This is a genomic window from Pelomonas caseinilytica (assembly GCF_021353235.1).
Taxonomy (GTDB): Bacteria; Pseudomonadota; Gammaproteobacteria; order Burkholderiales; family Burkholderiaceae_C; genus Pelomonas; species Pelomonas caseinilytica.
In genome coordinates, this window is sequence record NZ_JAJTWT010000003.1 from 441,060 (window position 1) to 464,823 (window position 23,764).

The 23,764-nt window shown below is 70.7% G+C and carries 18 protein-coding genes and 1 other RNA gene; 9 read left to right on the forward strand and 10 right to left on the reverse strand.

Annotated elements, in window-relative coordinates; genetic code table 11:
- Nucleotides 1–11: 11 nt before the first annotated feature.
- From LXT12_RS09265 to LXT12_RS09280, 4 genes are read right to left on the reverse strand one after another with little or no spacing between them, the layout of a single operon-like run.
- The gene (locus tag LXT12_RS09265; protein WP_233391349.1) at nucleotides 12–1,208 is read right to left on the reverse strand and encodes a toxic anion resistance protein; all 1,197 of its coding nucleotides are present in this window, start codon (nucleotides 1,206–1,208) and stop codon (nucleotides 12–14) included.
- The gene (locus LXT12_RS09270) at nucleotides 1,205–1,858 is read right to left on the reverse strand and encodes a hypothetical protein (RefSeq protein WP_233391351.1); all 654 of its coding nucleotides are present in this window, start codon (nucleotides 1,856–1,858) and stop codon (nucleotides 1,205–1,207) included. The genes LXT12_RS09265 and LXT12_RS09270 overlap by 4 nt, the downstream gene beginning before the upstream one ends.
- Complete coding sequence (locus LXT12_RS09275) at nucleotides 1,855–3,513, reverse strand: substrate-binding and vWA domain-containing protein (RefSeq protein WP_233391353.1); 1,659 nt, start codon at nucleotides 3,511–3,513, stop codon at nucleotides 1,855–1,857. Before LXT12_RS09275 ends, LXT12_RS09270 begins: the two co-directional genes overlap by 4 nt.
- Nucleotides 3,513–4,637, reverse strand: a complete 1,125-nt coding sequence (locus LXT12_RS09280) for a hypothetical protein (RefSeq protein WP_233391354.1) — start codon at nucleotides 4,635–4,637, stop codon at nucleotides 3,513–3,515. The genes LXT12_RS09275 and LXT12_RS09280 overlap by 1 nt, the downstream gene beginning before the upstream one ends.
- 83 nt (nucleotides 4,638–4,720) lie before the next feature.
- Between LXT12_RS09280 and pyrC the strand changes: the two genes are divergently transcribed.
- The 5 genes from pyrC to LXT12_RS09305 are packed head-to-tail and all read left to right on the forward strand — an operon-like array spanning nucleotide 4,721 to nucleotide 9,894.
- Nucleotides 4,721–5,773, forward strand: coding sequence for a dihydroorotase (pyrC, locus tag LXT12_RS09285; protein WP_233391357.1), 1,053 nt, complete (start codon nucleotides 4,721–4,723; stop codon nucleotides 5,771–5,773).
- Nucleotides 5,770–6,792, forward strand: coding sequence for an NYN domain-containing protein (locus LXT12_RS09290; RefSeq protein WP_233391359.1), 1,023 nt, complete (start codon nucleotides 5,770–5,772; stop codon nucleotides 6,790–6,792). The genes pyrC and LXT12_RS09290 overlap by 4 nt, the downstream gene beginning before the upstream one ends.
- Entirely contained in the window at nucleotides 6,789–7,490 is a 702-nt protein-coding gene (locus LXT12_RS09295; RefSeq protein WP_233391361.1) for a DUF3025 domain-containing protein, read from the forward strand. Before LXT12_RS09290 ends, LXT12_RS09295 begins: the two co-directional genes overlap by 4 nt.
- Complete coding sequence (locus LXT12_RS09300) at nucleotides 7,487–8,863, forward strand: S1 family peptidase (protein ID WP_233391362.1); 1,377 nt, start codon at nucleotides 7,487–7,489, stop codon at nucleotides 8,861–8,863. The genes LXT12_RS09295 and LXT12_RS09300 overlap by 4 nt, the downstream gene beginning before the upstream one ends.
- Nucleotides 8,860–9,894: an FHA domain-containing protein gene (locus LXT12_RS09305; protein ID WP_233391364.1), complete on the forward strand. Its 1,035-nt coding sequence runs from the start codon at nucleotides 8,860–8,862 to the stop codon at nucleotides 9,892–9,894. Before LXT12_RS09300 ends, LXT12_RS09305 begins: the two co-directional genes overlap by 4 nt.
- Nucleotides 9,895–9,900: 6 nt before the next feature.
- Here LXT12_RS09305 and cysK read toward each other — a convergent pair whose 3' ends face one another.
- Both cysK and LXT12_RS09315 read right to left on the reverse strand, forming a co-directional pair.
- Nucleotides 9,901–10,818 (reverse strand): cysteine synthase A, encoded by a 918-nt coding sequence (gene cysK / locus LXT12_RS09310; protein WP_233391366.1) that lies wholly within the window; start codon nucleotides 10,816–10,818, stop codon nucleotides 9,901–9,903.
- Nucleotides 10,819–10,870: 52 nt separating this feature from the next.
- Nucleotides 10,871–11,941: a flavodoxin family protein gene (locus LXT12_RS09315; RefSeq protein ID WP_233391368.1), complete on the reverse strand. Its 1,071-nt coding sequence runs from the start codon at nucleotides 11,939–11,941 to the stop codon at nucleotides 10,871–10,873.
- 71 nt (nucleotides 11,942–12,012) lie between these two features.
- Between LXT12_RS09315 and rnpB the strand changes: the two genes are divergently transcribed.
- The 3 genes from rnpB (at nucleotide 12,013) to LXT12_RS09330 (ending at nucleotide 14,716) form a co-directional block, all read left to right on the forward strand.
- Nucleotides 12,013–12,458: RNase P RNA component class A (rnpB, locus tag LXT12_RS09320), an RNA gene on the forward strand.
- An 86-nt stretch (nucleotides 12,459–12,544) separates the two neighbouring features.
- Nucleotides 12,545–13,759, forward strand: coding sequence for a multidrug effflux MFS transporter (locus LXT12_RS09325; RefSeq protein ID WP_233391370.1), 1,215 nt, complete (start codon nucleotides 12,545–12,547; stop codon nucleotides 13,757–13,759).
- 24 nt (nucleotides 13,760–13,783) lie between these two features.
- Complete coding sequence (locus LXT12_RS09330; RefSeq protein WP_233391372.1) at nucleotides 13,784–14,716, forward strand: carbonic anhydrase; 933 nt, start codon at nucleotides 13,784–13,786, stop codon at nucleotides 14,714–14,716.
- Nucleotides 14,717–14,729: 13 nt separating this feature from the next.
- On the opposite strand, the gene LXT12_RS09335 is transcribed toward LXT12_RS09330, so the two are convergent.
- From LXT12_RS09335 to LXT12_RS26915, 3 genes are all read right to left on the reverse strand, one after another.
- Nucleotides 14,730–17,057 (reverse strand): response regulator, encoded by a 2,328-nt coding sequence (locus LXT12_RS09335; protein WP_233391374.1) that lies wholly within the window; start codon nucleotides 17,055–17,057, stop codon nucleotides 14,730–14,732.
- Between the two features lie 94 nt (nucleotides 17,058–17,151).
- Complete coding sequence (locus tag LXT12_RS09340; protein ID WP_233391376.1) at nucleotides 17,152–17,739, reverse strand: chalcone isomerase family protein; 588 nt, start codon at nucleotides 17,737–17,739, stop codon at nucleotides 17,152–17,154.
- 23 nt (nucleotides 17,740–17,762) lie between these two features.
- A complete protein-coding gene (locus tag LXT12_RS26915) occupies nucleotides 17,763–19,319 on the reverse strand; it encodes a methyl-accepting chemotaxis protein (protein ID WP_304622761.1) in 1,557 nt (518 codons plus the stop codon).
- 210 nt (nucleotides 19,320–19,529) lie between these two features.
- Between LXT12_RS26915 and LXT12_RS09355 the strand changes: the two genes are divergently transcribed.
- Nucleotides 19,530–21,998 carry a penicillin acylase family protein gene (locus tag LXT12_RS09355; RefSeq protein WP_233391377.1) on the forward strand — a complete coding sequence of 823 codons (2,469 nt, stop codon included), beginning with the start codon at nucleotides 19,530–19,532 and terminating at the stop codon, nucleotides 21,996–21,998.
- A 10-nt stretch (nucleotides 21,999–22,008) separates the two neighbouring features.
- Here the strand turns inward: LXT12_RS09355 and LXT12_RS09360 are convergent, their stop codons facing one another.
- Nucleotides 22,009–23,757 carry a DUF418 domain-containing protein gene (locus tag LXT12_RS09360; protein WP_233391378.1) on the reverse strand — a complete coding sequence of 583 codons (1,749 nt, stop codon included), beginning with the start codon at nucleotides 23,755–23,757 and terminating at the stop codon, nucleotides 22,009–22,011.
- Nucleotides 23,758–23,764: the final 7 nt, after the last annotated feature.

The following is a 23,764-nucleotide window of genomic DNA, read 5'->3' on the forward strand; positions in this document are numbered from 1 at the left end:
GTCCTGCCGGGCTAGAGCTTCACCGGCCCGTCGATGCTCGTCGCCACCGCCGCCTTGGCCTGCTGCTGGCGCACCCGGTCGAGATAGCCCTCGGAGCGCTGCAACTGCTCCTGGATGAGCTTGTTGTTGGTGCCCATGGTCTCGATGGCCTTGCTGCGGAAGCTGTCCATCGCGTCCATGGCCTGGAAGGTCTGGTCGAACATGGACTGGATCTGCTGGATGCCCAGCATGGGGTTGGATGAGAACTCGGCCGTCGCGTCCACATGCTGGTTCAGGGCCGTGCCGGTCTGGTTGATGAGGTCGCCGATGGTCTTGTTGACGCCCTGCAGCATCTGCATGACCTCGATCTGGTTGCCGGTGGCGCGGGCCACGGTCTGGGCCACGGCCAGGGCGCTCATGCCGGTGGTGGCGACGCGGTCGCAGCCGATCATCATTTCTCGGCCGGTCTTCTTCAGCACATCCAGCGCCAGATAGCCGTTCACGCAGACGGCCTGCTGGGTCTGGATGTCGGCCAGGTTCTGGCGGGCGTAGAACAGCACCTCCTGCTCCAGCGCCTTGGCCTTCATCGGGTCGGTGGCCTGCAGCTGCTGCACACGGCCGGCCAGGCGCTCGTCCAGCACGCGGGCGAAGCGCGCGGCGGCGGCGAGCTTCTGCATCGCGTCCCAGAGCTTGGCGCGCGTGGCCTCGATGTCGACGACGTCGCGCTGGATGTCGTCCTTGGCCGCATAGAGCTGGGTCATGGCCGTCTGCAGCTGCGAGCTGGCGGACTGGAAGCGGCGGAAGTAGGCCTCCAGCTTGTTGCCGAAGGGGATCAGCCCCAACAGCTTGCGCGGCTGCAGCAGGTCGCCGTCCTTTCCGGGGTTGAGTTCGTCGAGCTGGCCGCGAATGGCGGCGATGGCCTTGTAGGCCGGCGTGTCCGTGGCGCCGACGAAGTTGCGCTGCATCAGGCTGCCCTGCATCAGGCCGGCGGCCACGCCGATCTCCTGGCGGCCGAGCTGGAAGGCGCTGTCGAGCTTGGCCTTGAAGGGCTCGCTGTGCAGATCCTCCTTCTCCAGCGCCTCGATGAAGCGTTGCACCTGCTCGTCCACCTTGTCGGCCACCTCCGCCTTGAGCGGCACCGCCTCGACGGCCTGGACCGGCTGCACCGGCGTGATGACCTCCGGCGGGGTCAGCGTGAACGTGGGGGCAGCGGTCGTCGTCGTGCTCATGCGATGTCCTTGTTGCCGAACTTCTGGTTCAGGAATTCACTGTGGCGCAGGAAGGCTTGGGCGTCCTGCGAGGCGAGGTCGTCGCCGAGCTGTTCGACCTTGGTCTCCAGCTCGGCCAGCACGCCCTCGAAGGTGGTCTGGGCCGTCTTGCCATTGGCCAGCAGCTTGGTGGTGGCGAATTGCGGCGGGATGCTGAGATAGGTGTTCAGCGCCTGCGGCAGGTAGCTGATGGCGATGTGGCGGGCATGGAAGGTTTCCTGCAGGCTCAAGCTGCCCTTGCTGCGCTCCCACTGGTCGAGCAGGCCTTCCAGGCGCTTGCACAGATGCATGATGCGCTGGGCCAGCGGCGCGGGGATGCGTCCGCCGGGGTTGTGCTCGGTCAGTCCACGCACGCCGGCCAGGGCCCGGCCCATGGCCTCGCGGGCATCGCCAGCGTCATCGAACTGCAGAGCCTCCCAGGCGTCCTCCCGGGTGCTGGGCCAGCCCCACCACAGCGCGCCGCCGGCCAGGCCCGCCGCATAACCGAGCGCGGCGACACCCAGGCCCCAGCTGCCCAGGAAGCCCAAGCCCTTGAGCACCAGCACGCCGGTGGCCGCCAGCAGGCCGCACCAGTTGGCCGGTGCATTCAGCCATCGCAGCAGACCACTCATTGATAGGCCCGGATGTCCTTGAATACCGCGTACAGCGGCGTCTTGCGCGCGTCGAAGACCTTGCCGCCGGTGATCTCCACCAGGGCCTTCAGGTCGCCTGCGTCGGCCTCGCCGAACAGCACCATGAAGACGGGGATGCCGCGCACGTCCTCCGGCAACTGTTCGTAGGCGCGGCGGAAGTCCTCCAGGCGCCGGCCCGTATTGCTCTTGCCGTCGGTGAAGGCGACGACCGAGTACTGGTAGTCGGGGTTGCGCTTGCGCTCCTCCAGCATGTTCTGCAGGCCGGCCAGCACGGCATCGTAGAGGGCCGTGCCACCAGTCATCTGCAGCTCGTCGGCCGCGTCGCGCACCCGCTTGAGCTCGGCCAGCTTGGCGTCGGTGTCGGTCTGCGGTCGCACGCCCTTGGCCACCTTGCTGCCGGCCGGGATCTCGAAGGCGATGGGCTCGCGCACCCGGTCGCTGAAGGGCAGGAACCACAGGCGCTCGCGGCTGGTCAGCTTGGCGACGCGGCCGGTCAGCGAGGCGTCGGCGCCGGCCAGGTAGTGGATGGCTTCCACGAGCTGCTCTCGGCGCTTGCCCTGCATGCTGCCGCTGGTGTCCAGCACGAAGGTGCTGGCGATGGGCTTGCGGAACTCGTTGAGGTAGGCGTCGATGAGGCCGTCGGCCAGCTGGCGGTCGGGCGAGAAGGGCAGCTCCACCTGGAAACCGCGGGCCGGCAGGATGTCGGCGACCTGCGCCGCCACCTCGGCGCGCATCGGGCGGCGCAGGGTCTGCCTGGCCAGCCACAGCTGGGCGGCATCGCCCTTGAGGTACTCGACCACTTTCAGGTAGTCGGCGCGGCGCGCGTCGTTCAGCAGCATGAAGGGGTAGTCGGCCGTCGTCACACCCTCGAAGGGGTAGATCAGGTGCAGGGGCTCGCGCAGCTTGCCGCTGGCGTTGAGCGAGAGCAGCCAGCTCTCGTAATTGATGAAGGCATTGGCCCGCGTGCCCTGTTGCTTGATGAACTGCTCGGCGAGGTAGGTCGAGTTGTCGCCGACGATCTTGTAGCCCTTCAGGAAGTCGGCAATCGCGCCGCGGTCCACGTCGGCCGCGGAGAGTGCCTCGCCCTTGCCGCCGGCTGCGGCCACCACGCCCAGCAGCGCCATGAAGCCCTGGTTGCTGGTGGCCGGGTTGGACAGGGCGTACTGCAGCTTGCCGGCCTTGGCGGCACGGGTGATGTCGGCCCAGGTCAGCTTGGCGTCGGGCTTGTCCCAGCCGTTCCTGGCGGCGTCGCTCTTGCTGACGCCGACGGCCATGGGCGACAGCATGATCTTTTCCTGCAGCTTGACCTTGCCCTGTCCGGCCGCGTCGCTGAGCAGGTATTTCGCATTGGCGAACCAGGCCACGTCGGGCCGGGGTTTGTCGCCGCTGTCCCCGCCGAGGACCTCCTGCGTGCTCTCCATCGTGCCGCCGAAGCGGAACTGCACGTCCACGCCGGTGGCCTGGCGGATCTGTGCGGCCAGGGGCTCGATGTCCTTGAGGTCGCTGGTGGCCAGCACACGCAGCGCGGGGCCGGCGCTTCGGGGCGCTTCGGGAGCGGGTTGAACGACAGGCTCGGGCTTCTTGCCGCAGGCGGCCAGCAGCGCAAAGCTCAACAGCAAAAGGGCGCGGCGCATCACTGGTTCATCTCCCGGCTGACGATGTCGATCATTTCAAACATCAGGTCGAAGCCCGGCGGGTCGATGACCTGGTTCAGCTTCACATCCACGGCCAGGCCCGCGGTCTTGGCGGCCTCGGCGAAGGCGGCGGTGTCGCCGGTGCGAAACCCCTGCTCGAGCGCGACGGCCTGCAGGGTCTTGTTCGTCGACAGCAGCTCGGCAAGCTGCCTGCCGCGCTCGTTCAGCGCCACCAGCACCCATTTGTTGACGATGGTGGGTTGGGGATACATCAGCACCATCTCGGGCCGAACGCCGCCCTTGAGCGCCTGGGCCACCATCTGGGCCTCGTAGATGAAGGTCAGCGGCGTCTTGCCCATGCCGATGGACAGGTAGTCGTCGAAGGCGCCGTTGACATAGTTCTCCTGGAAGCCCTGGCGCTTGAACAGCTCGGCGAGCTGGGTCGCGTACTTCTGGGCCGCCGTGCGGTCGGCCACGACGTCGCCGTTGAGCGCGGCCGAGGTGAGGGCCAGATACATGGCCGCGGAGTTGCTGCGGCGGATGTCGGTGGTGCTGACCAGCACGCTGCGCGACACCGCGTAGTCGCCGCTGGCCTTCAGGTCGCGCCAGCGCTGCTTGGCCAGCATGGCCTGGGTCAGCTTCTCCATGTCCAGGCTGTAGACCTTGGGCGCCTGGGCCTTGGCCATGCCGTTGGCGGCCAGGATCTTGGCGACAGGCTCCCAGGAGGCCACGACCAGCGGCGTGTGGAAGGGCGAGGTCTGGGTCGCGTTCCTGCCCGCCTTGCGGGCGGCGTCGGCAATCATGTTGGCGGCGACGACGCCGCTGGCGATGAAGAAGTCGGGCTGGTCGGCCGTGCCGATCTTGGCGGCCATGTCGCGGCTGCCGACGCGGGCCACCTGCACGGGCAGCCTGGCGGCGCCCAGCACCTTGGCGACGCGATCGTCCTTGAAGAAGGCCTCCACGTCGACGGCGATCAGCCCCTTGAGCGGCTCGGCGCTCGCGATCGCGGCCTGTTCCTGCGCGATCTGCTTGTGCTCCTCGTTGCTGCGCAGCGCAAAGAAGAGGGCGCCGCCGAAGAGCGCCAACAGGACCAGGGTGCCGAGCAGGCGTTTCGCGTTGTTCATGATGGCGGGAAGCGGTCTCCTTTTCGATCAGGTGGGGAGTGTGACCGAAGCTGGACCGGGCGCGCAGACGACAATCCGGTTTTATGACCCAAGCGCCCTTACAGCTCACTCTCACCCGGCCTGACGACTGGCACTTGCACCTGCGCGACGAGGCGGCGCTTGCCAGCGTCCTGCCCTACACCGCGCGCCAGTTCGCCCGCGCCATCGTCATGCCCAACCTGCGCCCGCCGGTGACGACGGCCGCCCAGGCCCAGGCCTATCGCGAGCGCATCCTGGCGGCCCTGCCCGAAGAAGGCCCGGGCAGCGACTTCCAGCCCCTCATGACCCTCTATCTCACCGACAACACGCCGGTCGACGAGATCCGGCGGGCCAAGGAGGCCGGCGTCGTCGCCCTCAAGCTCTACCCGGCCGGTGCCACCACCAACAGCGATGCCGGCGTCACCGACCTGCGCAAGACTTACGCCACGCTCGAAGCCATGCAGCGCGAAGGCCTGCTGCTGCTGGTGCACGGCGAGGTGACCGACGGCGACGTCGACGTCTTCGACCGCGAGGCCGTCTTCGTCGAGCGCGTCATGAAGCCGCTGCGCGCGGCCATGCCCGAGCTCAAGGTGGTCTTCGAGCACATCACGACCAAGGAGGCGGCGCAGTACGTGACCGACAGCGACCGCTTCACGGCCGCCACCATCACGCCCCAGCACCTGCTCTACAACCGCAACGCCATCTTCACCGGCGGCCTGCGCCCGCACTACTACTGCCTGCCCGTGCTCAAGCGGGAGGAGCACCGCCAGGCCCTGCTCAAGGCCGCCGGTTCGGGAAGCCCGAAGTTCTTCCTCGGCACGGACAGCGCCCCCCACGCCGCCCAGCTCAAGGAGAACTCGGTCTGCGGTGCCGGCTGCTTCACGGCCATCTCGGCGCTGGAGCTCTATGCCGAGGCCTTCGAGGCCATCGGCGCCCTGGACAAGCTCGACGCCTTCGCCGGCCACCACGGGCCGGCCTTCTACGGTCTGCCGCGCAACACCGGCACCGTCACCCTCAAGCGCGAACCCTGGACCCTGCCCAGCGCCGTTCCCTTCGGCGAGGCGCAGCTCAAGCCGCTGCGCGGCGGCGAGACCCTGAACTGGAAACTGCTCGCATGACAACAAGCGCAAAAAAGGTCGCCTTCCTCGTCGACTTCGACAACGTCGCGACGGACGTCATCGAGCAGGCCCTGAACGCCGTGTTCAAGGACTACGGCGCCGCCCACATCCGCCGGGCCTACTGCAATGCGGAGCAGGCCCAGCACCAGCAGGCCTTCCTCAAGCGCCTGGGGCTGCGTGCCATCGTCAACCTCGCCATCGGCAAGAACTCCACCGACATCGCGCTGGCCGTCGACGCCATGGACCTGGCCATCACCGAGAGGCCCGACGTCATCGTGCTGGTCTCGTCGGACAGCGATTTCGCGCCGCTGGTGCTGCGCCTGCGCGAGAAGGGCGCCTGGCTGCGCGGCTTCGGCCAGTACGGCAAGACGGGCGAGGGCGTCATCCAGATCTACGACCAGTTCAACGAGCTCGCCCACGGCGTGGGCCGCGCGGCGCGCGACGCCGGCTCCGCCAGGCCGGCCGGGCGGGGCGGCCGGCGCGGCCAGGCGGGGCGCGCGGCGGCCGGCCGGCCCGAGCCTGCGCGCGCCGTGCCGGCGCCCGCTCCCGAGGCGGCCTTGCCCGCCGCGCCGGTGGCGCCACCGTCACCCGAAGTGGAGACCGCCGCGGCAGCCCTCCCGCCCGTCGTGCCTGCCGCGCCGCGTGAGCCCAGGGCGGCGCCACGCCGCGCTGCGGCCAAGTCGGCCGGCAAGTCCAACGTGAAAGCTGACGCCAAAGCCGACGCCAAAGCCGAGGTGAAGTCCGGTGCGAAGGCCGCCGCGCCGACGGCCAAGTCCAAGGCGGCGCCGGCCGAGGACAAGAACGTCGCGGCTGCGCGGGAGATCAACGCCATGCTCGCCGCCTGCCCCAAGCTGGCCGACGGCCAGTGGCACGACCTGGGCGCCGCCGCCAAGGTGCTGAAGGAGGCCGGGCTGCTGCCCAAGTCGGCACCCGCGGCCAAGCTCTTCCGCAAGCATCCGCACGCCTTCCAGCTGCAACCCGAGAAGCAGCCCAACCAGGTGCGCTTCGGCCACGGATGATCGCGCCGGACTGGGGCATGCCCTGGTTCGCGCCCTACCGCGACGTGGCCCAGCCGGTGCTGGCGCGGCTGGCGGCGGGGGCGCTGGTGCACGAGGCCCTCGGCCATGAGCGCTTCGAGCCGGCCGGCCCCTTGGCCACCGGCTACGAGCAGCACGTGGCCGCCACGGGCCGCGTGCCGACGCGCCACAACGCCCATGACCTGTTCAACGGCCTGGTCTGGCTGCGCAGCCCTGCCTTCAAGGTCGCGCTGAACCGTGCCCACGTCCAGGCGCCGCCCGCGCCACCCGGCCGGCGCGGGCCGCTGCGCGACGCACTGACCCTGCTGGACGAAAGCGGCCTGTTGCTCGCTGCTCCCAGGCTTTTGCGCGAGGCCCTTCTCGCGCAGGACTGGCCGGCCCTCTTCCTCGCCCACCGCGGCCTGTGGCGCGAGGCGCGGATGCGGGTCGTGGGCCACGCTCTGCTGGAGAAGCTGCTCGCACCGCGCAAGCCGCTGTGCGCCCGCGTGCTGTTCGTCGACGACGTCGAGGCGCCGCGCCTGCCGGAGGGCCTCACGCCGGCCGCGCTGCCGCCCCTGCCGGTGCTCGGCATCCCGGGCTGGTGGCCGGCGAATGCGTCACGCGAGTTCTACGCTGACGACCGGGTCTTTCGGCCAAAGCAGCTAGCATCGGCGCCCTCCACGGGAGGTGTGGTTTGTTGAAATCCTGTCTGAAGAAGCTGTCGGCCTGGGCCCTTGCCGGCCTGGCCTGCGTGGCCGCCGCCCAGCCGGCGCCGCCCCCGCCCGCGTCGGCCGTGCCGCCGCAGGCCCATGTCCCGCAGCCGCCGCCCACCGTCTCGGCCAGCGCGCGGCGGCTCTACGAGCGCAGCAAGGGCCAGTTGCTGCAGATCCGCACCCTGCTCAAGACCCAGGACAGCCAGGCCTCGGTCGGCTCGGGTTTCCTCGTCAGCAACGAGGGCCACATCCTCACCAACTACCACGTCGTCAGCCAGTTCGCGCTGGAGCCCGACAGCTACAGGCTGCGCTATGCCACCACCGATGGCCAGGGCGGGGCGCTGGAGCTGCTGGACTTCGATGCCCGCCGCGACCTCGCCCTGCTGCGCGCGGTTGACGACGGCAAGGGCGGCGGCCTGCGAGGCCGCGGCGCGCTCCAGTTCCGCCCGCAGAGTCAGCCCCTGGCCAAGGGCGAGCGCATCTACTCGATGGGCAACCCGCACGACGTCGCCTTCGCCGTCGTCGAGGGCAACTACAACGGACTGGTCGAGCGCAGCTTCGACCCCCTCATCTACTACGCCGGCGGCATCAACCCCGGCATGAGCGGCGGCCCGGTGCTGGACGAGGACGGCCTGGTCGTGGGCGTCAACGTCTCGACGCTGCTGTTCGCCCAGCAGGTCAGCTTCCTGGTGCCGGGCGAGTTCGCGGAAAGCCTGGTCAAGCGCAGCATGGGGGCCAAGCCCATCCGCACGGCCGCCTGGGCGCGGCTGCGCGACCAGCTGACGGCCTATCAGGACGAACTCGTCACCCGCTTCGTCGCCCAGCCCTGGGAGAGCGCCAACAACAAGCGCTACCGGCTGCCGGTTCCCCGGCAGGAGTTCATGCGCTGCTGGGGCAACAGCACCTCGGCCGACACCAAGGGCCTGGACTTCGAGCGCTCGCAGTGCCGCATGGACCATGCCCTCTTCGTCAGCGGCAACCTGCAGACCGGCTGGCTGGACATGTCCCACGAGGCCTACGACGGCAGCAAGCTCGGCGCGCTGCGCTTTGCGCGGCAGTACTCGGGCAGCTTCCGCAACGAGCGCCTGGGCAACGCCGACAAGTCGCGCACCGCGCCCTACTGCAAGGAGCAGTTCGTCGACCGCGACGGCCTGCCCCTGCGCGCCGTCGTCTGCCTGCGGGCCTACCGCAAGCTCGAAGGCCTGCACGACCTCAGCGTCCTCGTGACGACGGTGGACGCGTCCACCCAGGGCGCCCTGGGCCGCTTCGACGCCCGCGGCGTCAGCTTCGACAACGCGCTCAAGCTCGCGGCGCACTACCTGGAGGGCTTCGCGTGGACGAACAGCAAGGGCCAGAAATGACGCCCGAGACGCCCTCGGCGCCGGCCTCTGTGCCGGCCGTCCCGCCCGCCGCCCCTCCCGCCGCCGTCGTCGAACTGCTGGGACGTGACGGCCGTGCCAGCCTGGTGCAGCGCGTGGCCGGCTGGCCCGTGCGCATCGGCCGCTCGCCGGCCTGCGACATCGTCCTCGACGACACCCACCTCGCCGCCGAGCATGCCGAGCTCCAGCTCGCGCCCGGCGGCGGCGTGCGCCTGCGGCTGCTCGACAGCCGCAACGGCGGCGCCATCGCCGGCCGCCGGCTCGGCGCGGGCGACGAAGCCATGCTGCCCGAAGGCGGCCATTTCCAGCTCGCCGGCTGCTCGCTGCGCCTGCGCACGAGCCGCGACGTGCTGGCGCCGGAGCAGCTCCTCATCGTGCAGCCCACCCGCCACTGGGCGCTGCTGCCGGCGCTGCTGCTGGCCATGCTGTTCTTCCAGTGGGTGGACCGCTGGAGCGCCGTCGATCCCGACGCGCGCTGGGTCGACTACGCGGCGCCGCTGCTCGCGCCGCTGGCCTTCATGTTCGGCTGGGCGGGCCTGTGGTCGCTGGCCAGCCAGCTCTTCCAGCATCGCTTCCCGTTCACGGCCCACCTGCGCCGCGCCCTGGTCGTGGCCTGCGCCTACGACCTGCTGGACTGGCTGCTGCCGGGCATCGCCTACTCGCTGTCGTGGCCGCGGCTGCTGGCCTTGCAAAGCCTGATGCTGCCTCTGGGATTCGCCTTCCTCGTGGCCTGGCACGCCCGCCTGGTGTGGCCTGGCGCGCGCCGCACCGTCGGTGTCGGCATTGCGGCCCTGCTGCTGCTGGGGCTGGGGCTGCAGGTGGGTGGCCGGCAGGAGCAGCAATACGTCTTCGGCCCGCCCTACATGGCCAGCCTGCCGCCGCCGGCCTTGCGCCTCGCCTCGCCCAAGCCGCCCGAGGCGCTGATCGAGTCCCTCAAGCCGCTCAAGGCCGAACTGGCCCGGCAGGCGCGCAAGGACAACGAGGGCTTCGAGGCCGACGACGTCGGTGAATGAGCGGCTTCAGGCCTGCGGCAGGAAGCCCTCGACCGACAGGTAGCGCTCGCCGGTGTCGTAGTTGAAGCCCAGCACCCGGCTGCCGGCCGGCAGCTCGGGCAGCTTCTGGGCGATGGCCGCCAGCGTCGCGCCGCTGGAGATGCCGACGAGCAGGCCCTCCTCGCGGGCGCAGCGGCGCGCGTACTCGCGCGCGGCTTCGGCCTCGACCTGGATGACGCCGTCCAGCAGCGCCGTGTCCAGCACCGCCGGGATGAAGCCCGCGCCGATGCCCTGGATGGGGTGGGGGCTGGGCTGGCCGCCGCTGATGACGGGCGAGGCCGTCGGCTCCACGGCAAAGACCTTGAGTTGCGGCCAGGCCGCCTTGAGTACCTGGGCGCAGCCGGTGATGTGGCCGCCGGTGCCCACGCCGGTGATGAGGGCGTCCAGGCCTTCGGGGAAGTCGCGCAGGATCTCCTGCGCCGTCGTCTTCACGTGCACCGCGGGGTTGGCGGCGTTCTCGAACTGCTGCGGCATCCACGAGCCGGGGTGCTGCTCCAGCAGCTCCTTGGCCCGGGCGATGGCGCCCTTCATGCCCTTCTCGCGCGGCGTCAGGTCGAAGCTGGCGCCGTAGGCCAGCATCAGCCGGCGGCGCTCGATGCTCATGCTGTCGGGCATGACGAGGATGAGCTTGTAGCCCTTGACCGCGGCCACCATGGCCAGGCCCACGCCCGTGTTGCCCGAGGTGGGCTCGATGATGGTGCCGCCCGGCTTGAGCAGGCCGCGGGCCTCGGCATCCTCGACCATGGACAGCGCGATGCGGTCCTTGATCGAGCCTCCGGGGTTGCTGCGCTCGGACTTGACCCAGACCTCGGCCCCCGCGAAGAGGCGCTGCAGGCGGATGTGGGGCGTGTTGCCGATGGTGTCGAGGATGCTGGCGGCTTTCATCGAGGCTCCCGAGGAGTGCAGTCGTGGTGACCAAGCAGTGTGCCAGCAGTGCTCATTTCGATCGAGGCCGGGGGAGGTTTTCATCGCCCGCGTGCATGCGGCCGGTGCGCATCTGCCCCACGCCGCGCGCCACCGCCCGCGCGGCGACCCGCACCTCCTCCTGCACGCAGGCGTCCGCGTCCAGGGCTTCGTGGCTGGTGGCGTAGGGCTCGTAATAGCCGATGTAGCGCTCCAGCCGGGCGCCGAAGCCGGCATCGAGCAGGCCCATCCAGTCCAGCCAGTCCGACAGGGCGCGCCGGGTGCCGTCGACACCCGCCACGTCGCCGTGCACGACGACGCCGTAGACCCGGCCGGCCAGGTGCTTGGGATAGTCCCAGCCCTGCAGCTCGATCTCGCGGGCGAGTTCGGCTTTCTTGCCCTGGGTGCGGGTCGGGTCGGGGTTGCCGCCGTCGGCACAGACGAGGCGGTCCATCATCAGCTTGAGGGGGCTGCTCGCCTGGTACCAGTGCACCGGCGTCAGCAGCAGCACGCCGTGGGCGCGCACCCACTGCTCGTAGATCTCGGCCACCCAGTCGTTGGTCTGGCCCGCCGCATGGTTGGGGTAGCAGCTGCAGGGCCAGTGGCACAGCGGCATGGCGGTCGAGACGCAACCCTTGCAGGGATGGATGTGGCGGTCGTAGTCGGACGTCAGCCGGCTGAGGTCGAGCACGTCGACCGCCATGCCCTCGGCTTCGCAGGCGGAGCGGGCGATCTTCGTCAGCCGCCAGGTCTTGGACATCTCGCCGGGGCAGGAGCCGTCGTTGCGCGGCGAGGCGTTGACGACGAGGACGCGCGAGGGCGTCGCCGCTTCGGCCCATTCGCGCTGGGCCGCCTGCAGGCGCAGCTGGGTGTCGCGCCACTCGCGCGACAGGTCGTAGCCCGGGTCGGCGAAACCGGGGCCGGCCTTGACGGTGACGGGCGCCTTGCGGCCCTCGTGGAAGGCCTGCCAGGCGATCTCCTCGAGCCGCGCGATGGCCTCGCGCTCGGCGTCGAAGGCCGGGTCGACGAAGCGCCGGCGAAAGCGCTCGCCGAACTGCTGGCGCGACATGGACTGCGCCTGGCCGGTCCGCACGGGTGTGGTCATGGGGCCTCCACGAAATGACCGCTCCCACCGGCAAGCCGCATTCCCGCCGCCCCGGCGATAATGGCGGCCGTGAAGCAAGCCAGACCGCCGCTGGGGCGATCTCGGAAACGAGGCCCTGGAGGAAGGTCCGGACTGCGCAGAGCAACGTAGCGGGTAACGCCCGTCCACCGCAAGGTGCGGATCAGAGCCACAGAGACGAGTTCTGTTGGGACACCCCGATGGGTGGTCTATGAGGCGCCGGCGCAAGCCGGCGTGGGGCGGAGCGAAAGCTCCGCACCGCAGGCGATAGCCTGAACCGAATAGCACCTCTGTCGGGCTCTGCCCGACAGAGGTGAAACGCGGCAATCTCTACGTGCAGCAACACCAAGTAGGCCAGCGCCGATGCGGCTCGCAGAGCTGGCGGGTAGGTGGCACCGAGCCGGGCAGCGATGTCCGGCCCAGAGGAATGGCGGTCACATCGATCGACCCGTCAGGGGCGGTCGATGCACAGAATCCGGCCTATCGGCTTGCTTCACACTTTTACCGCCGGGGTGCTTTGCCTGAGCTTTCGGCAGGGCGCCCGGTGCGTCGATAGACTCGGCGCTTTGCCTCGCACCTCCCCCGATGAATCCTGACGCCAGCCGCCTGTGGCGAGCGCCTCGCTGGGCCCTGTCCGTGCTGCTGGCCTGCCTGGCCATGGTGGGGCCCTTCTCGATCGACACCTACCTGCCGGCCTTCTCGGGAATCGCCGCGGCGCTGGACGCGACGCCCGTGCAGATGCAGCAGACCCTGTCGGCGTATCTGCTCGGCTTCGCCTTCATGAACCTCTTCCACGGCGCGCTGTCCGACTGCTTCGGCCGGCGGCCCGTGGTGCTGGTGGGCCTGGCCATCTTCACGGCGGCCAGCGTGGGCTGCGCGCTGGCCGGCTCCATCGGCCAGTTGGTGTTCTGGCGCACCGTGCAGGGCATGTCGGCAGGGGCCGGCATCGTCGTGTCGCGGGCCATCATCCGCGACATGTTCCCGCCGGCCGATGCGCAGCGGGTGATGTCCCAGGTGACCCTCTTCTTCGGCGTGGCGCCGGCCATCGCGCCCATGGTGGGCGGCTTCCTCTTCGTGCACGCCGACTGGCACTCGATCTTCTGGTTCCTGACCTTCGTCGGCACGGCGCTGCTGGTGTCCAACTGGCGGCTGCTGCCCGAGACCCTGCATCCGACCCTGGTGCAGCCCTTCCACGTCCGCGCGCTGCTGCGCGAGTACTGGCGGCTGTGCAGCAGCCCGCGCTTCATGATGCTGGTGCTCGCCAGCGGCGTGCCCTTCAACGGCATGTTCCTCTACGTGCTGGCCACGCCCGTCTTCCTCGGCGAGCACCTGCACTTCGCGCCGACGCAGTTCTTCTGGTTCTTCCTGTGCACCATCGGCGGCATCATGGCCGGCGCGGCGGTCAGCGGGCGGCTGGCCGGCAGGATGTCGCCGCAGCGCCAGATCATGCGGGGCTTTCGCATCATGCTGGCGGTCTCCGTGGTCAACATCGCGCTGAACCTGCTGGCGCCGCTCAGCGCCTTCTGGGCCCTGCCGCTCATCGGCCTGTTTTCCTTCGGCTGGGCGCTGATGGTGCCGGTCGTGACCCTGCTGGTGCTGGACCAGGTGCCTGAGCGCCGCGGCATGGCCTCGTCGCTGCAGGCCTGCATCGGCTCGGCGGCCAACGGCCTGGTCGCGGGCCTGCTCGTGCCGCTGGTGATGCACTCCACCATCGCCCTGGCCGCCGCGTCGGCCGGGCTGATGCTGGTGGGCCTGGCCGCTTGGTACGGTGTGCGGCGCTCGGTCGTGGCTCAAGCCTGAGCCCGGGCGGCCGAAAATGACGGGATGAACAAGCGCATCTGCGTCGCTGCCGCCTGCCTGCTCGCGCTCGCCGCCCATGCGCAGGACGCCAAGAACACCAAGTCCACCCCCAGCACCGCGGAGCCGGTCGAGGCGTTGCGCCAGCGCCTGGCCGAGCGCCTGGCCACACGGGAGGAGGCCGCCTCGGCGCCCCGCGCGCGGACGGCGCCCCGGCCTGCGCCCAAGCCGGCACCCAAGCCTGTCCGGCCCGAGCCGGTCCACCACGCGCACTGGGGTTATGCCGGCGACGTCGGCCCCGAGCACTGGGCCGAGCTGGCGCCGGAGAACAAGCTCTGCGCCGTGGGCACCCGCCAGAGCCCCATCGACATCCGCGAGGGCCTGGCCGTCGACCTCGAGCCCATCGCCTTCGACTACCACGCCAGCGCCTTCTCGGTGCTGGACAACGGCCACACCGTGCAGGTCAACGTCGAGCCGGGCAACGGGCTGACGGTGATGGGGCGGCGCTACGAGCTGGTGCAGTTCCACTTCCATCGGCCGAGCGAGGAGCGCGTCAACGGCCGCCAGTTCGACATGGTGGCCCACCTCGTGCACAAGGATGCCGAGGGGCGGCTGGCCGTGCTGGCCGTGCTGCTGGAACGTGGCCGCGACGACCGGCCCCAGCCCGTGGTGCAGGCCGTCTGGGCCGCGCTGCCGCTCGAGAAGGGCGAGGCCCTGCCGGCCCAGTCGCGCATCGACCTGAGCCAGCTGCTGCCGGCCGATCGCGGCTACTACACCTACATGGGTTCGCTGACGACGCCGCCCTGCACCGAGGGCGTGCTGTGGATGGTGATGCGCCAGCCGGTGGCCCTGACGGCCCAGCAGCTCGACGTCTTCGCCCGGCTCTACCCCATGAATGCGCGGCCGCTGCAGGCCGGCTCCGGGCGCCTCATCAAGGAGTCGGCGGGCAGCCCGCCCTGAAAGCCGGCCCGGCTCAGGCGGCGGCGCCGCGGCCGGTCGTGCGCTCGCCTGACAGCCACTGGTGGAGCGTGGCGAACAATTGCTCGGCCACGACCGGCTTGGCGACGTGGTCGTCCATGCCGGCGTCCAGGCAGCGCTGGCGCTCCTCGTCGAAGGCGTTGGCCGTCATCGCGAGGATGGGCAGGGCGGCGCCTTGCGGCAGCCGGCGGATGGCGCGCGTCGCGTCCAGGCCGTCCATGACCGGCATCTGGACGTCCATCAGCACCAGGGCGTAGTCGTCGCCCTGGACCATGTCGACGGCCTGCTGGCCGTCGGCGGCCACGTCCACCTGCAGGCCGGCGCTGCCGATCAGCGCGACCGCCACCTCCTGGTTGACCGGGTTGTCCTCGGCCAGCAGGATCTTGCGCGGCTGCTGCTGGGCCAGCTCCGCCAGGCGCTCGCGGGCGGAGTGCGGGCGCGGCGAAGGCGCCTGGGCCGGCACGGGCGCGGTGGTGGCCTCCAGGGCGAGCGAGAACCAGAAGCAGCTGCCCTGGCCCAGGGTGCTGTCTACGCCCACCTGCCCGCCCATCAGCTCGGCCAGGCGCCTGCAGATGGCCAGGCCCAGGCCCGTGCCGCCGTAGCGGCGGGTGGTGGAGCTGTCGGCCTGCTCGAAGTCGCGGAACAGCCGCCCCTGCGCCTCGGCCGCGATGCCGATGCCGCTGTCGTGCACCTCGAAGCGCACGGGCAGGCGGTCCCCCGAGGCCGGCCCGTCCAGGCGCACGGCCAGGCGCACGAAGCCCTGCTCGGTGAACTTGACCGCGTTGCCGGCGAAGTTCAGCAGCAGCTCGGAGATGCGCTGGGGGTCGCCCACCAGATGCAGGCCGCGCAGGGCCGGCGCGATGTCGGTCTCGACGCGCAGCCGCTTGGCTGCGGCCGACTGGGCCGTCATGTTGGCGATGTTGTCGAGCACCTCCTCGACCGTGAAGGGGCGCCGCTCCAGGTGCACCTTGCCGGCCTCGATCTTGGAGAAGTCCAGCACGTTGTTGATGACGCTGAGCAGGTGCTCCGCCGCGTTGGCCACCTTCTGCAGCCGCTGCTGCTGCTCGGGCTCGACGGTGTCGCTCTGGGCCAGGTAGGTCAGGCCGATGATGGCGTTCATCGGCGTGCGGATCTCGTGGCTCATGTTGGCGAGGAAGGCGCTCTTGGCCAGGCTCGCGGCCTGGGCGGCCTGCGTGGCCTCGGCCAGCTCGGCGGTGCGCGCCTCCACCAGTTCCTCCAGGTGGTGGCGGTAGCGTTCCAGCTCCAGCGCGTCGCGGCGCTGGCGCGAGATGTCGGTCAGGAAGCCGTGCCACAGCACGCTGCCATCGGCCTCGCGCTGGGCGATGGCATTGCCGTAGATCCAGCGCTCGGCGCCGTCGGCCTTGAGCGTGCGGAACTCCTGCTGCCAGGGGCTGAGGTTGCGCGCCGAGGCGAGCAGGCTCTCGCGCACGTGGGCGCGGTCGTCGGCGTGGATGCGCTCGAACCAGGGGGCAGCGCTGCGGCCGAGCTCGGCGCTGCCGAGCAGGAAGAACTCCCGCACGGCCTCGCTGACGTAGGCGAAGCTGAATTCGCCATTGACTGCCAGCCGCAGCTGGAAGACGACGCCGGGCGCCGTCTCGGCCATGCCGCGCAGGCGCTCGATCAGCGCGCGCTGGGCGTCGAACTGCTGCTGCAGCGCGTCGCGCATGTGCTCCAGGTGGCCGCCGAGCAGGCCGATCTCGTCGTCGCGCCGGTGCTGCAGCTTGGCGTTGAAGCGGCCTTCGGCCAGGTCGTTGGCGAAGCCGCCGAGCTCGCGCAGCGGCCGGAACAGCCGCGAATTCAGCAGCCACAGGACCAGCGCGAGGGAGACGAGGAGCTGGCCGCCGACGGTGGCGCCGTAGAGCCAGCGCTGGCGCAGCACGGCGGCGGTGCTGAGGTGGTCGTCGATCTCGATCTGGATGTGGCCGATGCGGGTGGCGCCACGCAGGATGTCGCGCTCGCCGGTCAGCGTGTGGCCCAGCCGCCGCTCCGGCAGGTGGCTCTCGATGAAGGGCAGGCCCTGGGACGCGTCGCTGACGCTGACGCGCACCACCTCGGGCGACTTGACGATGGCCGAGACCACTTCGCGCGCGGCGACGGCGTCCAGGTTCCACAACAGCTCGGGCAGGCTGCTGGCCAGCACGTCGAGCTTGGCGTCGAGGTCGCGCTGCAGGGCCTGCTCGGCCACCCGGGATTCGCGCAGGCCGATGAAGAGGCCGCCGACGATGAGGGCAGGCAGCAGCAGGCCGATGCTGGCGCCCAGGGCCAGGGCGGCGAAGAGCGACGACGAGGGCTTGCGGCTCACGATGCCCTCATGCTGCCATGGATGAAGTCCGCCGCGGGCGAACCGCACCACGCCACGGCGACGCCGCTGCGCGCTTCGTGGCCCATGGCACGGGTCAGCCCTTGCCGAGGAGCTGCGGCTTGAGGGACGAGTCGACCGGCTTGTCGCCCAGCCAGATCTTGAGCACGGCGTTGTAGAAGCCCACGTCCTTGAGCGGCTCGCCGATGGGCTTGCCGTTGAGGTGCATCACGGTGCCGGTGTCGGGGATCCAGTCGACCGTGATCATGTCGCCCTTCTTGGCCTGCGGGATGTTGACGAAGGCCTCGCCGAACTGGGCGAGCTGGTTGACGAAGCGCGAGCGCTCGGCCTTGTCGGTGTTGGCCGTGATGCCGGCCATGAAGGCCTGGCCCAGCTCGTCGCCCGTCACTTCGCGCAGCAGGCCGAGGGTGAAGCGGCGTGGGCCCGCGCTCTCGAGCACGCCGACGGTCGTGTCCTTCTTCTCGGGGAGGTAGAGGGCCAGGGCGTAGACCTTGATGACGATGCGGGTGCGGATGCCGGCGCCGTTGAGCTTGAGCTCCTTGCCGCCCACCTTGACGGTGTCGTCGAACTTGAGGCCGCCGACCTCGATGGCCATGGCCGCGCCGCTCAGACTGAGCGCCAGGGCCAGGCCGCTGATCCAACGGAGGGTAGTGGGGGTCTTCATCGGGGGTCTCCTGCAGTGGTTTGTCAGTGCGCCGCTTCGAGCTTGAACAGGCTGACGACTTCTTCCAGGCCCTGGGCCTGGGCGCGCAGCGAGTCGGCAGCCGCCGCCGCCTGCTCCACCAGGGCGGCGTTCTGCTGCGTGCTCTTGTCCATGTCGTGGATGGTATGCGTGACGCGCTCGATGCCGGAGCTCTGCTCGACGCTGGCGTGGGTGATCTCGCCCATGATGTCCGTCATGCGCTGCACGCTGGCCACCACGCCCTGCATGGTGCTGCCCGCCTGGGCGACGAGCTGGCTGCCCTGGGCCACTTTCTCGACGGAGTCGCCGATGAGGCTCTTGATCTCCTTGGCGGCCTCGGCGCTGCGCTGGGCCAGCGAGCGCACTTCGCCGGCCACCACCGCGAAGCCGCGGCCCTGCTCGCCGGCGCGGGCCGCCTCGACGGCCGCGTTCAGGGCCAGGATGTTGGTCTGGAAGGCGATGCCGTCGATGACGCCGATGATGTCGACGATCTTCTTGGACGAGGCGTCGATGCTGCCCATGGTGCTGACCACGCGCTCGACCACCTCGCCGCCCTCGGCGGCCACCTGGGAGGCGGCCTGGGCCAGCTGGTTGGCCTGGCGCGCGTTCTGGGCGTTCTGTTGCACGGCGTCGGTCAGCGTCTTCATGGCCGACAGCGTCTGCTCCAGCGAGGCGGCCTGGGCCTCGGTGCGCACCGACAGGTCGAGGTTGCCGCTGGCGATCTCGCTGGAGGCCGAGGCAATGGACTCCGTGCCCTCGCGCACGCGGCCGACGATGCCCTTGAGGCTTTCGTTCATGTCCGACAGGGCCTGCAGCAACTGGCCGGTCTCGTCGCGGCTGCGCACCTCGATCTGGCTCGTCAGGTTGCCCGAGGCCACCTTGCGGGCCACGCCGACGGCGCCGCTCAAGGGCTTGACGATGCCGCGCGTGATCAGCACCCCGGTGAGCACGCTCGCGCCGATGGCGGCGGCGGCCAGCGCGAGCAGCAGCACGGCTGTCTTGCCGGCGACGCGGTTGGACTTCTGGCCGGCCTCCTCCATCGCGGCGTTGCGCGACTCGACCAGCTTGTCCAGCGCCGCCATGTACTTGCCCTGGGCCGCGCGCACCGAGAACTGGAACTTGAGCGGCGCGCCTTCGGTGTCGCCCGAGGCCACCGTCTTCACGAAGGAGGCCTGGGCGGGCATGAACTTGGCCTTGGCTTCCTTGACGGCTTTGAGCTCCTCGCGGCTGGCCTCGTCGGTCAGCAGCGGTTCCAGCTCCGCCATGGTCTTTTCATGGGCGGCCATCAGGCTGGCGACGGTGTCCAGCTCCTTCTTGATCTGCTCGTCGCCCGTCATGATCAGCGTCGTCATCATGCTGCGCGAGGCATCGCCCAGCTCGGCCTTGGCCCGGTTGGCGAGGGCGACGGTCTTGTAGTCGGTGCCGATGAGCTGGCTGATTTCGCCGTTGAGCGTGTGGATGCCGAAATAGCCGAGGCCCGCCATGGCCATCAGGCAGGCGGTCACGACCGCGAAACCGGCGGTGAGGCGTTGTCCGATGCGCATGCGGGACAGGAGATTCATGGGCGCGGCCTGGCGGAGTGTTGAGGTGAAGGAAACCTCATGAAATTTCAGCAGAAATCGCCACCGCCCATGCGATCTGATCGCCCGTGAGAGGCCTGATGCCGTGATTTGTGCGGCAAAAGCCCCAATCCGGGGCGTCTCGGCCGAGTCCGCCCCGGCTGGATCGGCGAGGCGGCCATGGTCAAGAATGGCCGCCTTCGAGGAGACCGCATGGAATTCAGCCCTGTCGGCCAGCCACCCGCCCCACGGCGCCCGGGCCGCCTGCTCCGCGGCCTGGCCGGCGCGGGTTTCGTGGCCTGCACCGCCTGGGCGGTGGCGGCCCCCGCGCTGCCTGGCGAGCAGGCCGTCGTGCCAGGCCTTGCCGCCCCGGCCGAGATCCTCGTCGACCGCTGGGGCGTGCCGCACATCTATGCGGCCAGCACCGATGACCTGTTCTTCGCCCAGGGCTTCAACGCCGCGCGCGACCGCCTCTTCCAGATCGACCTGTGGCGCCGCCGGGGCCTGGGCCGCCTCGCGGCGGTGCTGGGGCCGCAGTTCGTCGAGCAGGACCGCGCCGCGCGGCTCTTCCTGTACCGCGGCGACATGGCGCGCGAGTGGCGCAGCTACGGGCCCGACGCCGAGCGCATCGCCACCCGCTTCGTCGCAGGCATCAATGCCTACATCGACCTCGTCGGCCGCGACCGCTCGCGCCTGCCCATGGAGTTCGCCCGGCTGAGCTACCTGCCCGAGAAGTGGCAGCCCGAGGACGTGGTGCGCATCCGCAGCCACGGCCTGGCGCGCAACCTCGTGTCCGAGGTGACGCGGGCCCTCGTGGCCTGCCGCAGCAGCCTCAAGGCCGACGAGGTGCGTCAGCGCCTCACGCCGCCGTGGGAGACGGTCCTGCCGGCGGGGCTGGATCCCTGCGTGCCGCCGCAGCTGCTGCGCGCCTACCTGCTGGGCACGCAGCCGGTGACGGTGGCCGCGCGCGGCGGCCTGGTCGGCGAGGCCGTGCCGTCGGCCACGGCGTTGGCCGCAGCGCCCGCCGGGCCGCCGTGGGAGGAGCCGCTGGAAGGCAGCAACGCCTGGGTCGTCGCCCCGGCCAGGTCGGCCACCGGCCGGCCCATCCTCGCGAGCGACCCGCACCGCAGCCACGCGGTGCCGTCGTTGCGCTACATCGTCCACCTCCGCGCCCCGGGGCTGGACGTGATCGGCGGCGGCGAGCCCGCGCTGCCGGGCGTGTCCATCGGACACAACGGCAGCGTCGCCTTCGGCCTGACCATCTTCAGCAGCGACCAGGAAGACCTCTACGTCTACGAACTCAACCCCGAGCGGCCCGACGAGGTGCGCCACGGCGGGCGCTGGGAGCGGCTGCGCACGGTCCGCGAGTCCATTCCGGTGCGGGGTGGGGCGGCGGAGGAGGCGGAGCTGCAGTTCACCCGCCACGGGCCGGTGCTCCTCGTCGACCGCGCGCAGCGGCGCGTGTACGCCCTGAGGTCGGCCTGGTCGGAGCCCGGCACGGCGCCCTATTTCGGCAGCATCGGCTACATGAAGGCGCGCAACTTCACGGAGTTCAAGCGCGCGATGGCGACCTGGGGGGCGCCGAGCGAGAACCAGCTCTATGCCGACGTGGCCGGCAACATCGGCTGGGTGGCCGGCGGCCGGATGCCGGTGAGGCGCAACTGGGACGGGCTGCTGCCCGTGCCGGGCGATGGCCGCTACGAGTGGGCCGGCTTCTGGACGGGCGAGCAACTGCCGTCGGCCCTCAACCCCGCGGCCGGCTGGATCGCCTCCGCCAACGAGATGAACCTGCCCGAGGGCTATCCGGCGCGCGAGCGCAAGCTCGGCTTCGAGTGGCCGCCGAAGGCGCGCTGGCAGCGCATCGCGGAGTCGCTGCAGGCCCTGCCCAAGGTCTCGCTGGAGGACTCGATGCGGCTGCAGAACGACCTGCTCTCGGTCTCGGCGCGCCGCGTGCAGGCCGTGCTGCGCGGCACCACCTGGGCCGACCCGCGCGCGGCGTCGGCGGCCCGGCTGCTGCTGGGCTGGGATGCCGTCGAGCGCGGCGACTCGGCCGCTGCGGCGCTGTTCGAGCTGTGGTGGTCACGCCACCTCGGCCCGGCCGTGAAAGACGCCCTGGCTCCCCGCAATGCCGCCGCGCTGATCCGCACGGCCGACGCCGGGCTGCTGCTGCAGACGCTGGAGCAGCCTGCCTCGGCCTTGGGCGTCGGCGCGACGGCACGCCGCGACCGGCTGCTGGAGGCCAGCCTCGCGGCGGCCTGGGACGAACTCGGCCGCCTGGCCGGCCCCGACACCACCGCCTGGCGTTGGGACCGCCTGCACAGTGTGCAGTTCATGCACCCGCTGGCCAACGCCTTCGACGAGGCGACCCGGGCCCGGCTGAACGTGGGGCCCTTCCCCAAGCAGGGCGGCAGCGACACGGTCAACGTGTCGGCCTACGACCCCGCCACGCTGCGCGAGATCGGCGGGCCGTCCTTGCGCATCGTGCTGGACGTGGGGCAGTGGGACAACTCCCGCGCCGTCAACACCCCCGGGCAGTCGGGCGACCCGGCCAGCCCCCACTACCGCGACCTGGCGCCGCTGTGGCTCAAGGGCGAGTACTTCCCGCTGCTGTACTCGCGGCCCAAGGTCGAGGCGGCCACGGAGCGGCGCATCGAGCTGCTGCCGCCCAAGCCCGCCCGCTGAGCCGCCGGCCTCACACCGCCTGGGCCGCCGCGGGGCCGGCCGCCTTGTCGATGCGCATCTGCGGCACCTGGCGGTAGGTGAAGCCGCGCCACAGCCACTCCATCGGGCCGTAGTTGAAGCGCGCCAGCCACCAGTGGCTGAAGGCCACCTGCGCCGCGTAGACGACGGCGACGAACAGCACCTGCTGGCTGCGCGGCATGCCCCAGTGGCCGAGGCCGTAGCCGTAGAAGAAGAGGCTGCAGATGAGCGACTGCATGAGGTAGTTGGTCAAGGCCATGCGGCCCAGCGGCGCCAGCACGCGGATGCGCGACAGGAAGCCCCGGCTGTGCAGCAGCGTCACGACCAGGCCCACATAGCCGAGGCAGGCCGGCAGGTTGCCCAGCATCAGCAGGCCGTGGGCGATGTTCCAGCCGTCATGCCGGTCCCCCGGCGTGTGGGACACGGCGATGCAGGCCGCCACCAGGCCCATGCCGATGCCTGCCGGCAAGGCCACCCAGGCGAGCTTGCGGAAGAACGCCAGATGCTTTTCGGTGTCCTGCATGACGCCAGACCGCACGAACCAGCTGCCCAGCAGGAACATGCCGACCAGCACGACCGCGAAGCCCGCGTCCCCGGCCGCCTTTTCCGGGAAGTGGCGGGCCCGCAGCTCGACGGCGTCGAGATAGGGGCCGCTGGAGAACGTCTTGACCTGCTCGGCCTTGTCCCGCTGGCGCTCCTCGTCGCGCTTCTTGCGGTCGGCGCGGATCTCCTCGACGCGCTGCTGCGGCGTCTTCTTGGCCACCTGGGCGGACGATGCCGCCGCGGACGGTGCCACGGCCGGCGCCGACGCCGCCGGGGCGGCGGCCGCCGCGGCTTCGGCGACGGCCAGCGGGTCGGGCGTGAGGAACTGCAGCACGCCGCCCAACGTCATGCCCAGGCCGCCGAAGATGTAGATGGCCACGGCCATGCGCAGGCTGCGCAGCGACTCGGGCTGGTGGTACTTCCAGGACAGCCAGCCCACCACCAGCAGCAGCGGCCCGAAGACGCTCAGCGGTCCACGCGGCTCGGTCGGGCCGTCGGGCAGCAGCCACAGCACGGCGGCGGCGACCGACAGCGCCAGCCCCACGCCCATCACGATGACGCTGAACCAGGGCATGTCCAGGCCCTTCCAGCGCAGCAGGCCCTGGCCGCGCAGATACAGGCCCAACAGGCCCATGATGGCGAGGCCCGCGGCGACGCCGAAGAAGTCGGAGGCACCGGGGATGAAGCCCAGGCCCACCAGGACCGCCACGCCCAGCAGGATCCATCGTGGCCGGCCCCACAGCACGATCAGCAGGCCCAGCGCGCCGACGGCATAACTGAACAGGATGTCGCCGTCCCACAGGAAGATGAAATGCGCGGCGCCGAACACCGCCAGCGCCAGGATGCGGCGCAGGTAGACGCGCACGAAGGGCCGCCCCGCCTGCTCGGCACGCACCAGCATGACGGCGAAGCCCATGCCGAAGAGCAGCGAGAAGATCGTCCAGAACTTGCCCGCCACGAAGTAGGCGATGAACCAGCCCGCCAGCCAGTCCAGCCCCGTGGCATCGCGCGGCAGCCCCTCGCCCATGGTGGCGATGGGCCGGTTGAACCACTCGATGTTCATCAGGAAGATGCCCAGCAGCGCAAAGCCGCGGACGACGTCGAGCGCCACGATGCGCTGCCGGTCGGCGACAGGCGCGAAGGACGCGGGAGCGGGTGGCGCAGCAGGCCGATCCTCGGCCGCGGGATCTGCATTCATGACGAAG